The 14,535-nt window shown below is 72.2% G+C and carries 14 protein-coding genes; 7 read left to right on the top strand and 7 right to left on the bottom strand.

Features of this window, described 5'->3' with window-relative positions:
- Positions 1 to 14: 14 nt before the first annotated feature.
- From ACLJQM_RS46265 to helR, 3 genes are read left to right on the top strand one after another with little or no spacing between them, the layout of a single operon-like run.
- A complete protein-coding gene (locus tag ACLJQM_RS46265) occupies positions 15 to 1,238 on the top strand; it encodes a glycosyltransferase (RefSeq protein ID WP_410636429.1) in 1,224 nt (407 codons plus the stop codon).
- A gap of 29 nt (positions 1,239 to 1,267) precedes the next feature.
- Positions 1,268 to 2,701 (top strand): rifampin monooxygenase, encoded by a 1,434-nt coding sequence (gene rox, locus ACLJQM_RS46260; protein ID WP_360783251.1) that lies wholly within the window; start codon positions 1,268 to 1,270, stop codon positions 2,699 to 2,701.
- Between the two features lie 8 nt (positions 2,702 to 2,709).
- Entirely contained in the window at positions 2,710 to 4,893 is a 2,184-nt protein-coding gene (gene helR, locus ACLJQM_RS46255) for an RNA polymerase recycling motor ATPase HelR (protein ID WP_410636428.1), read from the top strand.
- A 3-nt stretch (positions 4,894 to 4,896) separates the two neighbouring features.
- On the opposite strand, the gene ACLJQM_RS46250 is transcribed toward helR, so the two are convergent.
- The 6 genes from ACLJQM_RS46250 to efeU are packed head-to-tail and all read right to left on the bottom strand — an operon-like array spanning position 4,897 to position 10,326.
- Positions 4,897 to 5,307: a PPOX class F420-dependent oxidoreductase gene (locus ACLJQM_RS46250; RefSeq protein WP_247018350.1), complete on the bottom strand. Its 411-nt coding sequence runs from the start codon at positions 5,305 to 5,307 to the stop codon at positions 4,897 to 4,899.
- Between the two features lie 18 nt (positions 5,308 to 5,325).
- On the bottom strand, positions 5,326 to 6,468 hold the full coding sequence (locus ACLJQM_RS46245) for a GDSL-type esterase/lipase family protein (protein WP_410636427.1): 1,143 nt from the start codon (positions 6,466 to 6,468) through the stop codon (positions 5,326 to 5,328).
- Complete coding sequence (locus tag ACLJQM_RS46240; protein ID WP_360783242.1) at positions 6,465 to 7,034, bottom strand: TetR/AcrR family transcriptional regulator; 570 nt, start codon at positions 7,032 to 7,034, stop codon at positions 6,465 to 6,467. Before ACLJQM_RS46240 ends, ACLJQM_RS46245 begins: the two co-directional genes overlap by 4 nt.
- A 48-nt stretch (positions 7,035 to 7,082) precedes the next feature.
- Positions 7,083 to 8,342, bottom strand: a complete 1,260-nt coding sequence (gene efeB, locus ACLJQM_RS46235; RefSeq protein WP_247018356.1) for an iron uptake transporter deferrochelatase/peroxidase subunit — start codon at positions 8,340 to 8,342, stop codon at positions 7,083 to 7,085.
- Positions 8,339 to 9,484, bottom strand: coding sequence for an iron uptake system protein EfeO (efeO, locus tag ACLJQM_RS46230; RefSeq protein WP_360783236.1), 1,146 nt, complete (start codon positions 9,482 to 9,484; stop codon positions 8,339 to 8,341). Before efeO ends, efeB begins: the two co-directional genes overlap by 4 nt.
- A complete protein-coding gene (gene efeU, locus ACLJQM_RS46225; protein WP_410636426.1) occupies positions 9,481 to 10,326 on the bottom strand; it encodes an iron uptake transporter permease EfeU in 846 nt (281 codons plus the stop codon). Before efeU ends, efeO begins: the two co-directional genes overlap by 4 nt.
- 370 nt (positions 10,327 to 10,696) lie before the next feature.
- On the opposite strand from efeU, the gene ACLJQM_RS46220 reads away from it, so the two are divergent.
- On the top strand, positions 10,697 to 11,443 hold the full coding sequence (locus tag ACLJQM_RS46220) for a murein transglycosylase (protein WP_410636449.1): 747 nt from the start codon (positions 10,697 to 10,699) through the stop codon (positions 11,441 to 11,443).
- 213 nt (positions 11,444 to 11,656) lie between these two features.
- Here the strand turns inward: ACLJQM_RS46220 and ACLJQM_RS46215 are convergent, their stop codons facing one another.
- A complete protein-coding gene (locus ACLJQM_RS46215) occupies positions 11,657 to 12,061 on the bottom strand; it encodes a tetratricopeptide repeat protein (RefSeq protein ID WP_247018362.1) in 405 nt (134 codons plus the stop codon).
- Between the two features lie 73 nt (positions 12,062 to 12,134).
- Between ACLJQM_RS46215 and ACLJQM_RS46210 the strand changes: the two genes are divergently transcribed.
- From ACLJQM_RS46210 to ACLJQM_RS46200, 3 genes are all read left to right on the top strand, one after another.
- Positions 12,135 to 12,581 carry a VOC family protein gene (locus tag ACLJQM_RS46210; protein WP_247018363.1) on the top strand — a complete coding sequence of 149 codons (447 nt, stop codon included), beginning with the start codon at positions 12,135 to 12,137 and terminating at the stop codon, positions 12,579 to 12,581.
- A gap of 87 nt (positions 12,582 to 12,668) precedes the next feature.
- The gene (gene eno / locus ACLJQM_RS46205) at positions 12,669 to 13,955 is read left to right on the top strand and encodes a phosphopyruvate hydratase (RefSeq protein ID WP_247018364.1); all 1,287 of its coding nucleotides are present in this window, start codon (positions 12,669 to 12,671) and stop codon (positions 13,953 to 13,955) included.
- A 196-nt stretch (positions 13,956 to 14,151) separates the two neighbouring features.
- Positions 14,152 to 14,514, top strand: a complete 363-nt coding sequence (locus ACLJQM_RS46200) for an FtsB family cell division protein (protein ID WP_247025509.1) — start codon at positions 14,152 to 14,154, stop codon at positions 14,512 to 14,514.
- Positions 14,515 to 14,535 lie beyond the last annotated feature (21 nt).

Raw genomic sequence — 14,535 nt, 5'->3', positions numbered from 1 at the left:
CGGGGGTTTTGCGAGTGCGTGTTTTGCTGTCGACGTACGGGTCGCGCGGGGACGTCGAGCCGATGGCGGGGTTCGGGGCGGAGCTGCGGGCCCAGGGCGCCGAAGTGCGGGTGTGCGCCCCGCCTGACGAGGACTTCGCCCGGCGGCTGGCCGACGCCGGGGTCGAGTTCGTGCCGTACGGGCCGTCGGCCAAGGCGCTGACCAAGGCGGCGCCCGCGCCGTCGTCCCTGCCCGAGCGGGCCGCCCAGCTGATCGCGGCCCAGTTCGACGTCGTGGCCGCGGCGGCCGAGGGCTGCGACGTGGTGGTGGCGACCGGCATGCTGCCGACCATGGCCGGCGCGCTGTCGGTCGCGGAAAAGCTGGGCATCCGATCGGTGGTCGTGACCTTCCAGAAGGTCGTGCTGCCGTCCCCGCACCACGCGCCGCTGGCGTACCCGGGCAAGCCGTTCCCGGCGGGGGTGACCGACAACCGGGTGCTGTGGGAGCACGACGCCGAGAACGTGAACGCGCTGTTCCGCGAAGCGCTCAACACCCACCGCGTCGCGAACGGGCTGGCGCCGGTCGGCGACGTCCGCGGGTACGTCTTCGGAGACCGGACGTGGCTGGCCACGGACCCGGTGCTGGACCCGTGGGAGCCGGTGCCGGGCCTGGACGTCGTGCAGACCGGCGCGTGGATCGTGCCGGACGAACGGCCGCTGCCGGCCGCGCTGGAGGAGTTCCTGGCCGCGGGTGAGCCGCCGGTGTACGCGGGCTTCGGCAGCATGCCGATGGCCGCGGCGGCGGACGTCGCCCAGGTCGTCGTCGAGGCGGTGCGGGCGCGGGGGCGCCGCGTGGTCGTCTCGCGCGGCTGGGCCGACCTGGACCTGCTCGACGACCGCGACGACTGCTTCGCCGTCGGGGAGGTCAACCACCAGGAGCTCTTCGGCCGGGTCGCGGCCGTCGTGCACCACGGGGGCGCGGGCACCACGATGACCGCGACGCGGGCGGGCGCGGCCCAGGTCGTGGTGCCGCAGGCGACGGACCAGCCGTATTGGGCGGGCCGGGTGGCCGAGCTGGGCATCGGCGTCGCCCACGACGGCCCGGTGCCGACCGTCGCCTCGTTGTCCGCGGCGCTCGAGACGGCCTTGGCGACCTCGACCCGGGCCCGCGCGGCCGCGGTGGCCGCCACGATCCGCGCCGACGGCGCCGAAGTGGCCGCGAAGCTGCTGCTCGGCAGCCGTGAGACCCAGCCCGCCTGAACCAGCATCGAACGAACAAGGGGAGATTCATGATCGACGTGATCGTGGCCGGTGGCGGCCCGACGGGGACGATGCTGGCCGCCGAACTGCGGCTGCACGGCGTGCGGGTGCTCGTGCTGGAGCGGGAAGCCGAGCCGGTCAAGGAGGTCCGGTCGCTCGGCCTGCACGTGCGCAGCATCGAGGTGATGGCCCAGCGCGGCCTGCTCGACCGGTTCCTCGCCGAGGGCAAGCAGTTCCAGATGGCCGGCTACTTCGCCGGCATCGACAAGCCGTGGCCGGAGCGGCTGGACAGCGCGCACGCCTACGTCCTCGGCATCCCGCAGCCCGTCACCCAGCGGCTGCTGACCGAGCACGCCGTCGAGGCCGGCGCCGAGATCCGGCCCGGCAGCGAGGTGGTGGGGCTGAGCCAGGACGACGAGGGCGTCACGGTCGAGCTGGCCGGCGGTGAGCGGCTGCGGGCGCGCTACCTCGTCGGCTGCGACGGCGGGCGCAGCACCGTCCGGAAGCTGCTCGGCATCGGCTTCCCCGGGGAGCCGGCCCGGCACGAGACGCTGCTGGGCGAGATGGAGGTGACCGCGCCGGCCGAAGAGGTGGCCGCCATCGTGACCGAGATCCGCAAGACGGAGAAGTTCTTCGGGCTCGGCCCGCTCGGGAAAACCGGGCGGTACCGGGTGCTCGTGCCCGCCGAGCAGGTGCGCGAGGACCGGTCGGTCCCGCCGACGCTGGAGGAGTTCAAGGAGCGGCTGCGCGTGTACGCGGGCACCGACTTCGGCGTGCACTCGCCGCTGTGGCTGTCCCGCTTCGGCGACGCGACGAGGCTCGCCGAGCGCTACCGGGACGGCCGGGTCTTCCTCGCGGGCGACGCGGCGCACATCCACCCGCCGCTGGGCGGGCAGGGTCTCAACCTCGGGCTCCAGGACGCGGTGAACCTCGGCTGGAAACTGGCCGCCGAGCTCGGCGGGTGGGCGCCGGCGGGCCTGCTGGACACCTACCAGGCCGAACGGCACCCGGTGGCCGCCGACGTGCTCGACAACACGCGGGCCCAGGGCGAGCTGATGCGCCCCGACGCCGGGCCGCAGGCCCTGCGCCGGCTGCTGGCGAAGCTGATGGACTTCGAAGAGGTGAACCGGTACCTGATCGGGCGCATCGTCGGCATCGAGATCCGCTACGACTTCGGCGACGACCACGACCTCGTCGGACGGCGGCTGCGGGACGTCGAGCTGAAGGGCGGCCGGCTGTACGACCTGATGCACGGCGGCCGCGGGGTGCTGCTCGACCAGACCGGGCGCCTCTCGGTGGCCGGCTGGGCGGACCGGGTCGACCACGTCGTGGACGTCAGCGAAGAGCTGGACGTGCCCGCCGTGCTGGTGCGGCCGGACGGCCACGTGGCCTGGGCCGGCGAAGACCAGGGACAACTGCAGGACCGGCTGGCGCGGTGGTTCGGCGCGCCGGCCGAGGCGTGAGGGGACGCATGACGGAACACGAAACAGAACTGAAGGCCGAACGCGCCCACGTCGCCGGGCTCTACGACCGGCTCGACGCCGAACGCGAGCGCGTGCGCGACGCCTACCGGGAAGCGCTCGGCGGCAACGACCTCGGCGCCATGGAACGGGACGTCCGGGTGCGGGCGCTCGGCCGGGAGGTGCGGCGGCTGGACGTCGTCGACAACGGGCTGTGCTTCGGGCGGCTCGACGCCGTTTCGGGGGAGCGCTCCTACATCGGCCGGATCGGTCTCTTCGACGAGGAAAACGACCACGAACCGGTGCTGCTCGACTGGCGGGCGCCGGCCGCGCGGCCGTTCTACACCGCCACCGGCGCGCACCCGGAGGACATGCGCCGCCGCCGTCAGTTCCACACCCACCGGCGGGACGTGGTCGACTTCACCGACGAGGACCTCGGCCGCCCGGGCGGGGACGCGTCGGGGGACGCGGCGCTGCTCGCCGCCGTCAACGCCCCACGCGGTGAGGGCATGCGGGACATCGTCGCGACGATCCAGGCCGAGCAGGACGAGATCATCCGGCTCGACCACCCGGGCGTGCTGGTGATCGAAGGCGGGCCGGGCACCGGGAAGACGGTGGTGGCGCTGCACCGCGTCGCCTACCTGCTCTACACCCAGCGGGAGCGGATGGAACGCCACGGCGCGCTCGTGGTCGGGCCCAACCCGGCGTTCCTGAACCACATCGGGCGCGTGCTGCCGTCGCTCGGGGAAACCGACGTCGTCTTCACGACCACCGGCGACCTCGTGCCCGGCCTGCACGTCACGGCCGAGGACGCGCCGGAAGCCGCGCGGGTCAAGGGTTCCCGGAAGATCCTGGACGTGCTCGCGGCCGCCATCGCCGACCGGCAGCGGCTTCCCGCGGAGCCCGTGGAGATCCAGCTGCGGGACGTCACCGTCCGGATCGACGCCGCGACCGCGGAGTGGGCCCGGCAGGAAGCGCGGGACAGCGGGCAGCCGCACAACGAAGCCCGCGCGGTGTTCGCCGACATCGTCACCTACGTGCTCACCGAACGGGCGATGAAGCGGATCGGCCAGGGCTGGCTGAGCCGCGACGACCGCGAGGACTGGGAACGGTTCCGGGCCGAACTGGTCAAGGATCTCAACGCCGACGAGGTGTTCACCCGCACGCTCGACGAGCTGTGGCCGATCCTGACCCCGGAAACCCTGCTGGCGCAGCTGTATTCGTCGCCGGAACGGCTGCGCGCGGCGGGCGGTGACGCCGTTCTCGCGCGGGCCGAGGGCGCCGCCTGGACGGTGTCGGACGTGCCGCTGCTCGACGAGCTCGTCGACCTGCTGGGCCGGGACCTCGCGGCCGAGAAGGCGGTGGAGCGGGCAGCCGAGCGGGAGCGGAAGGCGAAGGCCGCCTACGCCGCCGACGTCCTGGACAACCTCATCGAGCGCGAGGACGTCGACGAGGACGTCGGCCTGGTCGCCAAGGACCTGCTCTACGGCGAGGACCTGGCGGACCGGTTCGTCGAAACCGACACGCGGACGCTCGTCGAGCGCGCCTCGGCGGACCGGGACTGGACCTACCGGCACGTCGTGGTCGACGAGGCCCAGGAACTGTCCGAAATGGACTGGCGGGTGCTGATGCGGCGGTGCCCCGGGCGGTCGTTCACGGTGGTGGGCGACCTCGCCCAGCGCCGGTCGGCGGCCGGGGCGCGGTCGTGGGGCGCGATGCTCGACCCGTACGTGCCCGGCCGCTGGGTCTACCGCTCGCTGACGGTGAACTACCGCACGCCGGCGGAGATCATGAGCGTCGCCGCCGCCGTGCTGGCCGGGTTCGCGCCCGACGTGCGGCCGCCGGAGTCGGTGCGCGCGTGCGGGGTCGCGCCGTGGGCGCGGCGGGTCGGCGACGGCGAACTCGCCGCGGCCGTCGAGGAGTTCACCGGCGCGGAAGCCGGGCGCGAAGGCACCAGCGTCGTGATCGGGCCGCCCGGGGTGCCGGGCGCGGTACCTCCGTCCGAGACGAAGGGCCTGGAGTTCGACGCCGTGCTGGTCGTGGACCCGGACCGGATCCTCGCCGACGGGCCCCGCGGCGCGGCCGAGCTCTACGTGGCGCTCACCCGCGCCACGCAGCGCCTCGGCGTCCTGCACCGGGGCCCGCTGCCGCGGGAGCTGGCCGGGCTCGCCGAGACCCCGGTGCCGGTGCCGTGACGCTCAGACGTCGCGGATGTTCGTCTCCAGCTCGAGCGGCTCGCGGTCCCAGTCCTCGACGCCGAAGGCGAGGATGCGCTCGGGGTGGATGCGGATCACGGCGTCGTCGAAGTGGTTGTCCGGGAGGTTGACGCCGGTCAGCGCTTCGGCGCGGCCGCGGATCTCCAGGCAGCGCACGCGCCACGGGTTCGTCGAGGGGAGGTCGTCGACGACGAAGGCGACCTGGTCGTCGGTCGCGATGTTGCGGAACTTCTTGCTGTTCCGCAGGTTGTGCCCGGTGACGTCGACGGTCTTCTCGTCCGGGTTGTAGCGGAAGCCGACCGGGTTGGCCTGCAGGGTCCCGTTCGGCTGCCGGGTGGCGAGGCGGCCCAGCGGCTGGGCGGCGAGGTATTCGAGCTCTGCTTCGGTGAACATGCCGCCCAGCCTCCGACTTCAAGCTCCCTTGAAGTCAAGCACCAGCTCGGCGAACCGCGTGGCGATCCGGCGGTGGGCCGCGGGGTCCGGGTGGAGGGCGTCCGGCAGCGGGAACTCGGCGAAGTCGGCTTCGCCGTACAGGGCGAGGCCGTCGAGGTAGCGCAGGTTCGGGTCCTCGGCCTGCCGCTGCGCGACGATCCGGGCCAGCTCGTCCCGGACGACTTCCAGGGTCAGCTTTCCCGCGGCCCGCTCGGCGGGATCCCCGGTCGCCCGGAACCGGACCTCGCCGGCGGCCAGCGCTTCGTGGTCGAAGTCGCCGGGCCCCGGCGTCTGCTCGTGGATCGGGCAGTACAACGGGGAAACGACGACCAGCGGCGTGTCCGGGTGGCCTTCGCGGATGGTGTCGAGGAAGCCGTGCACGGCCGGGCCGAACGCGCGCAGGCGCATCACGTCGGCGTTGACGACGTTGATGCCGAGCTTGACGCTGACCAGGTCGGCGGGGGTGTCGCGCAGCGCGCGGGCGGTGAACGGGTCGAGCAGCGCGTTGCCGCCGAACCCGAGGTTCACCAGGTCGACGCCGGCCGCGGTGGCGGCGAGCGCGGCCCAGGTGGTGGCCGGGCTGGCGGCGTTCGAGCCGTGGCTGATCGAGCTCCCGTGGTGCAGCCACACCCTTCGCCGGGGCAGCGGCTCGACGGGCGCGTCGGTGCGCAGGGCGAGCAGTTCGGTGATCTCGTGGTGCGGCAGCCAGATCTCGACGTCCTTGGGGTGCGCGCCCAGGTCGCCGAACCGCACGGTGCCGGGCGGGCCGTCGCGGTGCTCGCCGGCGCCGGTGCGCGGGTCGACGGTCAGGGTGTTGCCGCCGTCGACGTTCGCTTGGGCGACGAGCTCGCCGTCGACCAGCAGGTCGTACACGCCGTCCGGGCGCGGCGGCGCGCCGGCGTAGACCACCTTGGTGCGCCGGGTTTCCAGCTCGACGACGGCGGCGCTGGTCCGGAACCGCAGCCGCACGCCGGCGGGCTGCGCTTCGGCCATGGCCAGGCGCGGGTCGGTGTTCTGCGCGCGGGCCCGGGCGGGCAGGCGGTGCGGGGCGAGGCCGTGCCCGGTGCGCTCGAGTTCGAGGGCGCCGAGCACCAGGCCGTCGGTCAGGGGGGTGGTGATCATGAGGTGGGCCAATCGCGGAGAACGGTGTCGAGCACGGTCAGGATCCGGTGCCAGGACTCCTGGGAGGGCGGCGAGCTGTGGTCGAAGCCGCCTTGGGCCTCGAGGTCGACGTACCCGTGGAAGACGCTGCCGAGCAGCCGCACGGCGTGCGTCTCGTCCGGGCCGGTCACGGCGTAGCCGCGCAGGATCGCGCGCATCATCTCGGCGTGCCGGGGCCCGGCGCTCGCGGCGGCGGTTTCCGGGTCGAGCCGGAACCGCGTGGCGGCGTACCGGCCGGGGTGTTCCCGGGCGTAGTCGCGGTAGACGTCGGCGAAGGCGACGAGCGCGTCCTTGCCCGCCCGGCCCGCCAGCGCGGCGGCGGCGCGGTCGGCGAGCTCGTCCAGCGCGAGCAGCGCGATCTTCGCCCGCAGGTCATGCGCGTTCTTGACGTGCGAATACAGGCTCGCGACCTTGACGTCGAAGCGCCGCGCCAGCTCCGACGGCGTCACGTTGGCGAAGCCGGCCTCGTCGGCCAGCTCGGCGCCGGCGCGCACGACGCGTTCCGTGGTCAACCCGGCTCGAACCATGAACTCACTCCCTTTTGCCTAACGAGAGTGTAGCTCAGCCTAAAGCCCTTAGGAAAACAGGGCGTCCGCCCAGCTCGATTCACGGGTCACGCCCGGCGGGATCGCGAAGTGCGCCGAGCCCGTGTGCTGGACGTACTCCATCATCGCGTCCTTCGACGACAGCGCCTGCTGCATCGGGACGTACTGCTTGCGCGTGTCCCGGTTGAACGCCAGGAAGAACAGCCCCGCCTCCAGGTGCCCGACGCCGTCGGAACCGTCGACGAAGTTGTAGCCGCGGCGCAGGATGCGGACGCCGTTCAGGGCCTGGTGCGAGGCCAGCCGGACGTGGGCGTCCTCCGCGATCACCTTCTCGCCGCCCGCGCCGCCGACGTCGAGGTCCAGCTCGTCGAACTCCGCGGCCTGGCCCAGCGGGGCGCCGGTGCCCTTCGCGCGGCCGATGATCTTCTGCTGGCCGTCCAGGGACTCGCGGTCCCAGGTCTCGATGTGCATCCGGATCCGGCGCGCCACCAGGTACGAGCCGCCGGCCATCCAGGCCGGGCCGTCCGCGGCTTCGGCCCACACCTGGTCGCGCAGGATGTCGGTGTCCTCGGACTTGATGTTGTTCGTGCCGTCCTTGAAGCCGAACAGGTTCCGCGGGGTCGCCTGCGCCCGGGACGTCGACGAGCTGCGGCCGAACCCGAGCTGCGACCAGCGGACCTCGGTGACGCCGAAGCCGAGGCGCACCAGGTTGCGGACCGCGTGCACCGCGACCTGCGGGTCGTCCGCGCAGGCCTGGATGCACAGGTCGCCGCCGCTGCGGGCCGGGTCGAGCTTGTCCTTCGGGAACAGCGGCAGGTCGATCAGCTGCGGCGGCCGCTTGCCCGCCAGCCCGAACCGGCCGTCGAACAGCGACGGCCCGAAGCCGATGGTCAGCGTCAGGTTCGCGGCCGGCAGGTCGAGCGCCTCGCCGGTGTCGCCCGGCGGGGCGTACTGGCCGCCGTCGATCGCGCCGCCCGCCACGACCTCCTGGCCGGCGGTCATCCGGCGGGCGGCGTCGGTCCACGTCTTCAGCAGCTGCCGCAGCTTTTCGCGGTCGGGGGCTGTCACATCCAAAGCCACGAAGTGCAGGTTCGCCTGCGCCGGCGTGACGATCCCCGCCTGGTGCTCGCCGTGGAAGTCGACGGTGTTCACCGACGCCTCGGCGTTGCCGCTCGTCGCCTTGTCGATCCCGATGCCGGCGGCGGCGCCCGCCCCGGCGAGCGCGACACCCGCGCCCGCCAGGCCGAACAGCTTCCGCCGCGAAACCCGCGTGCCCTCTGCCGACGTCACTTCGAGACGACCTCCGCAACCTTGCTCAGCGGCTCGCTCAGCGCGTCGACGGCCGAAGCGAACTCCTTGACCTGGTCCTGGGAAAGGTCGGTGTAGAGCTTGAAGCCGTCACCCACGCGCTGCTTGTCCAGCAGGCCCTGGACGTTCGCGAACTCCTTGTCCAAAGTGGACGTCAGCGCGGCGTCCTTCGCCTGCAGGATCGGCCGCAGCGACGTGATCGCGCCCTTCGAACCGTCCAGGTTGGCCTGGAAGTCCCAGAGGTCGGTGTGCGAGAAGGTCTCCTCCTCGCCGGTGATCTTGCCGGTCGCGACCTCGTCGAGCAGGCCCTTGGCGCCGTTCGCGAGGTCGAGCGCGGTCAGCTCGAGGGTCTTGGACTTGGCGACCAGGTCCTTGACGTCGGTCAGCAGCTTGTCCGCGATCTGCGGGGTGTCGGCCTGCGGGCCGGAGACGAAGAGGTCCTTCTCGAGCCGGTGGAAGCCGGTGAACTTCTGGCCCGGTTCGAGGTCGGCCTCGCGGACGTCGATGGCCGGGTCGAGGTCGCCGAACTTCTCGGCCACCGGCTCGATGCGCTCGTAGTAGACGCGCGTGCGGGCGTACGCGGCCTTCGCCTCGTCGACCTTGCCCGTCTTGACGAGGCCGGCGAACTTGGCCGTCTCCTCCTCGAGCGCGGCGGTGTTGTTCGCGATGTAGTCGGCGTAGCTCTTGGTCGCCTGCGCCTTCTGCGCGTTGGCGTCGTTCTGCTTCGCGACGCCGCCGGTGACGGTGAAGTCGCCGCGGATGCCGGCGCCGGCCATGCCCGGCTTGCACGCGGTCTGGTACTTGCCGGCGTCGGCGACCTCGACGATCAGCCGCCGGTTCAGCCCGGGCGCGATGTTCTCGACCTCGCCCATGATCCGGTCGCCCTCGGCGTAGAGGTAGAACTCGGTGACCTTGGTGCCCTTGTTGGTGATCTCGAAGGTCACGTTGCCCGCGCCGGCCGTGGTGGCGGAAACCTCGCACGCGGTGTCGGACGCCGACACCTTGATCGGGCCGCCGTCCGCGGTGGCGCCCGCGGTGTCGCTCTTGCTGTCGCACGCGGCGAGCGTCACCAGCACGGCGGCGCCGGCCAGTACGGCCAGCGAGGGGGTCTTGCGCACGGTCACTCCTTCGAGGCGGCCGCGGCGGCGGGGACCGGCGCGGTCTTCTTGCTGGGCTTGAGGAAAAGGGGCAGCACGATGACGACGTAGGCGACCCACGCGATGGCCTGAAGCACGGTCGTCTGCTGCGAATAGTTGAAGATGCCCTTGAGCAGGGCGCCGTACCAGGACGTCTCGGGCAGCGTCGCCGAAGCGTCGAACGCCAGGGTGCCGATGCCCGGCAGGAACGCGGCCTCTTGCAGGTCGTGCAGGCCGTAGCCGAGCACGCCCGCGGCGACGAACACGAGCAGGACGCCGGTGATCGTGAAGAACTTGCCCAGGTTGAACCGGACGGCGCCCTTGTAGAGCAGCCAGGCGAGGACCACCGCGGCGAGGATGCCGGCGGCGAAGCCGATCAGCGGCTGCACGGTGTCCGACTGCGCGGTCTGGACGGCGGAGTAGAAGAACACCGCGGTCTCCAGGCCTTCGCGCCCGACCGCGAGGAACGACAGCAGCAGCACGGCCGCCGGGCCGACGTCCAGCGCGTCGTCCATCTTCCCGCGCAGCTCGGCGGCGATGCTCTTCGACGCCTTGCGCATCCAGAAGATCATCGCGGTGACGAACACGACGGCGACGATCGAGAGGCTCCCGCCGAGCAGCTCCTGGTGCTCGAACGACAGCTGCGCGGTCGTGTAGGTGAGGATCGCGCCGACGGCGACCGACAGCAGCACCGCGGCCCCGACACCGGGCCACACCCAGCGCAGCGCGTGCCGCCGGTCGGTCTTCACGAGGAAGGCCACGAGGATGCTGACGACCAGCGCGGCCTCCAGGCCTTCGCGCAGCCCGATCAGCGCACTCGAGAACAACACGGTTCCGCCTCCCTGAGTTTCTGCTCGCTCCAGGAAGTTTTTAGGTAAGGCTCACCTGTAAGTCCAGCCAGCGTACGTCGGCTCGAAACGATACAACCGGGCAAAAGGGACGCGACCGTGAAGTTAGGTTAGGGTAACCGCAGGTCAGGGCCCTGCGCGTCGACTCGATAACGAAATTTGTGATGTCGCTGGCAGCTGACCTGTTTTAACCCTCCGCTTGCCTGGTCAGGCGGCCGGGGGTCCCTCTTGAGTGGCTCCGTAACCTGATCGGGTGGCCGAAACCGCTGAGTCGACCGTCACGTCTCCGTCGTCGCCCCCGGGCGGCCCGCCGAGGCGGTACGTCGGCCGGATCGCCCTTTCGCTCGGGCTCGTGGTCACCGGCGTGGTCCTGGTCGTCACCATCGGCGTCCAGAACCCGGACGCGCCGGCCGAGCCGCCGGCCGTCCAGCCGGTGCTGGCCATCCCGCAGCAGCGCCCGCAGCCCGGCGCCGAAGCGCCGCGGGCCGGGCTCGCCGCCCCCGTCGACCGGCCGCAGGTGTCGGACCAGGCCGAGCTGGACGCGTGGGCGACCCGCGTCGCGGGCAAGACGCACATCCCGGCGCGCGTGGTCGCCGCGTACGGGCGGGCGGAAATGTGGATGCAGCGTCAGAAGGCGTCGTGCCACCTCTCGTGGGCGACGCTCGCGGGCATCGGCCGGGTCGAGACCGAGCGCGGGGACTTCGACCTCTCGGCGATCAGCGCGAGCGGCCGGCTGGTGAAGCCGGTGGTCGGCCCGCCCCTCGACGGCTCGCCCGGCGTCCCGGCGGTGCACGACTCCGACGGCGGCAAGCTCGACGGCGACAAGGCGTGGGACCACGCGATCGGCCCGATGCAGTTCTTGCCGTCGACGTGGAAGAAGTACCAGGAGCGGGCGAACGGCGACGGCGGCGCGCCGGACCCGCAGAACGTCGACGACGCGGCCTTCACGGCGGCCCGTTTCCTCTGCTCGGGCGGCGACGACCTCGGCACGCCGGCCGGCTGGTGGCGGGCGATCCTGTTCTACAACCAGGCGGTCGCCTACGGGCAGGACGTCTTCAGCGCGGCGGACGCCTACGCCGAAGCGAGCGTCGCGCCTTAGAGCTCCCTGTCGGCCAAGAACGGCGTGACGGCCATCAGCACGAGCAGCAGGACCCCGGCGTAAGCACCCAGTGTGGTGAAGATCGACATTTCGGTTCCTCCCTGTTCCGGTCTGGAACCAGCATCGCCGCCGGGAGGGGGTTCGCGGATCGGCCGACGGGCCCGGCCCGATCGGCCGAAAGTCTGATCCGCGACGGGCCGAACGGCCCTGGCGTCAGGAGTCGCGCAGCGCGATCCGCGCCTTGACCTCGTTGGCCGCTTCGAGGTACTCCGGCACCGGGTTCATCGCCGACGCCATCCGGATCTGGGCCAGCGCCTCGACGAACCGGCCGAGGCGCTGCAGGGTCCGGCCCAGGATGAACCGCGCGTAGTGGTCGGTCGGGTCCAGTTCCAGCACCCGGGTGAACGCCCGCTCGGCGCGCCGCAACTGCGCGGAGTGGAAGTACGCGCGCCCGGCCAGGAGGTGGACCGACGGCTTGTCGTCCTCGGACTCCAGCACGGGCTGCAGCACCTTCAGCGCGTCCAGCGGACGGCGGCGCGCGACCAGGTCTTCGGCCTGGCGGAAGGCATGGAACCGCGACTCCTCGGGAGGCTGCGAAGCAGCTGCGGCGTCCGTCATGGTCACTCCCACGTTACCCCGGAGGAGGGGGATGCACACGCCTGGCGAACGGGACGTGATGGACTGTGCCGCCATGAGCAGCGGCTACCGGGGCCTGGCGCCCTACCTCTACTACGCCGACGCCACCGCGGCGCTCGCGTGGCTGACCAGGGTCTTCGGGTTCGCCGAGGAAGTCCGGTTCAGCGACGCGTCCGGCGAGGTCTTCCAGGCGACCCTCCGCGCGGGCGACGCGCGGATCCAGATCGCCGGCGTCGGGGCGGACTACTGGCAGGCCAAGGGCGTCGACGGGCCGGTCGGCCAGCTCAACATCCTCTACGTCGACGACGTCGACGCGCACTTCGGGCGGATCGAGGCCGCGCTCGGGGACGAGGGCGAGCTGGACCCGCCGCAGGACCAGCCCTACGGCGCCCGGGTGTTCACCGTCGCCGATCTCGGCGGCAACAGCTGGACCTTCTGGCAGCAGACTTCGGAGACCGTGGAGCTGCCGCCGGGCTGGCAGGCGATCCGCACCGACGGGTGAGTGACCGGCCGTGCCTCCAACGGGTGAACTGCGGCGACGGCTAGGCTGGGCGCGAACCCGCAGGCACGACGCACCGAGGAGCATGGCGTGGCTCTCATCGAGCAGGTAGGCGCGCGCGAGATTCTGGACTCGCGCGGCAACCCGACGGTCGAGGTGGAGGTGGCTCTCGACGACGGCACCCTGGCGCGGGCCGCGGTCCCGTCGGGTGCGTCGACCGGTGAGCACGAAGCGGTCGAGCTGCGGGACGGTGACACCGGCCGCTACAACGGCAAGGGCGTCGAGCGCGCGGTCGCCGCGGTGCTCGACGAGATCGGCCCGGAGATGGTCGGCATCGAAGCCGTCGACCAGCGGATCGTCGACCAGAAGCTGGTCGACCTCGACGGCACGCCGGCGAAGTCCCGCCTCGGCGCGAACGCCATCCTCGGCGTCTCGCTGGCCGTCGCGAAGGCCGCCGCCGAGTCGGCCGAGCTGGAGCTGTTCCGCTACCTGGGCGGCCCGAACGCGCACGTGCTGCCGGTCCCGATGCTGAACATCCTCAACGGCGGTTCGCACGCGGACAGCAACGTCGACGTGCAGGAGTTCATGATCGCGCCGATCGGCGCGGAGACCTTCCGCGAGGCCCTGCGCTGGGGCGCCGAGGTCTACCACTCGCTGAAGTCGGTGCTGAAAGGCCGCGGCCTTTCGACCGGTCTGGGCGACGAAGGCGGCTTCGCGCCGAACCTGGCGAACAACCGCGAGGCGCTCGACCTGATCCTGCAGGCCATCGAGAAGGCCGGCTACGCCCCGGGCCGCGACGTCGCGCTCGCGCTGGACGTCGCCGCGACGGAGTTCTTCGCCGACGGCGCGTACACCTTCGAAGGCAGCAAGAAGAGCGCCGAGCAGATGTCGGCGTACTACGCCGAGCTGATCCGCGACTACCCGATGGTCTCCATCGAGGACCCGCTGAGCGAGGACGACTGGGACGGCTGGGTCACCCTGACCGCCGAGATCGGCGAGAAGGTCCAGATCGTCGGCGACGACCTGTTCGTCACCAACCCGGACCGCCTCGAAGAGGGCATCACCCGCCGCGCCGCGAACGCGCTGCTGGTGAAGGTCAACCAGATCGGCACCCTGTCCGAGACGCTCGACGCGATCTCGCTGGCCACGTCGTTCGGCTACAAGTCGATGATGAGCCACCGCTCCGGCGAGACCGAAGACACGTTCATCGCCGACCTCGCGGTCGCCACCGGCGTCGGGCAGATCAAGACCGGTGCCCCGGCCCGCGGCGAGCGGATCGCCAAGTACAACCAGCTGCTGCGCATCGAGGAGACCCTCGGCGACGCCGCCCGGTACGCCGGCGAGCTGGCCTTCCCGCGGTTCAGCGCCGAGGGCTGAGCCGGGCATGGCCGACCGGGGGAGGACGACGCGCAACCGCCGAGGCGGCGGCGGAGCCACGCGGGCCAACCGGCCCGCGCCCGCCCGCCGCCCCGAGGCGGTGCGGCGCCGCACCGGCGACGCGGACACCACCCGGGCCCGGCTGCGCCGGAGCCTGGCGGCGAAGCGCGCGTCCGGTGCGGCGAAGGTGCTCGGCATGTCCACCACCCGCCGCGCGGCGGTGGTGGCGATCGTGGTGTGCGCGCTGGCGTTCACCATCGCCGTTCCCCTGCGCACGTACCTCGCCCAGCGGACCGAGGTCCGCGAACAGCAGTCGCAGCAAGCACAGCTGCAGCAGGAGGTCGCTCAGCTCCAGGGCCGCAAGGCGGAGCTGAGCGACCCCGCGCAGATCGAGGCCGAGGCCCGGCGGCGGCTGCGGTACGTCAAGCCGGGCGAGACGCCCTACATCGTCCAGCTGCCGGAGGACAAGGCGCCGGACGCCGCTCCGCCGGCCGGGCAGCAGCAGGTGGCGGGCGGCTCCTGGTACGAGAACCTCTGGAACCAGGTCTCGGGCGGCTGAGGGCCACGCTCTAACCTGTTC

Origin of the sequence: Amycolatopsis sp. cmx-4-83 (assembly GCF_046548815.1) — a bacterium.
Classification (GTDB): domain Bacteria; phylum Actinomycetota; class Actinomycetes; order Mycobacteriales; family Pseudonocardiaceae; genus Amycolatopsis; species Amycolatopsis pretoriensis_A.
This window is presented reverse-complemented; position numbering and strand designations above follow the sequence as displayed.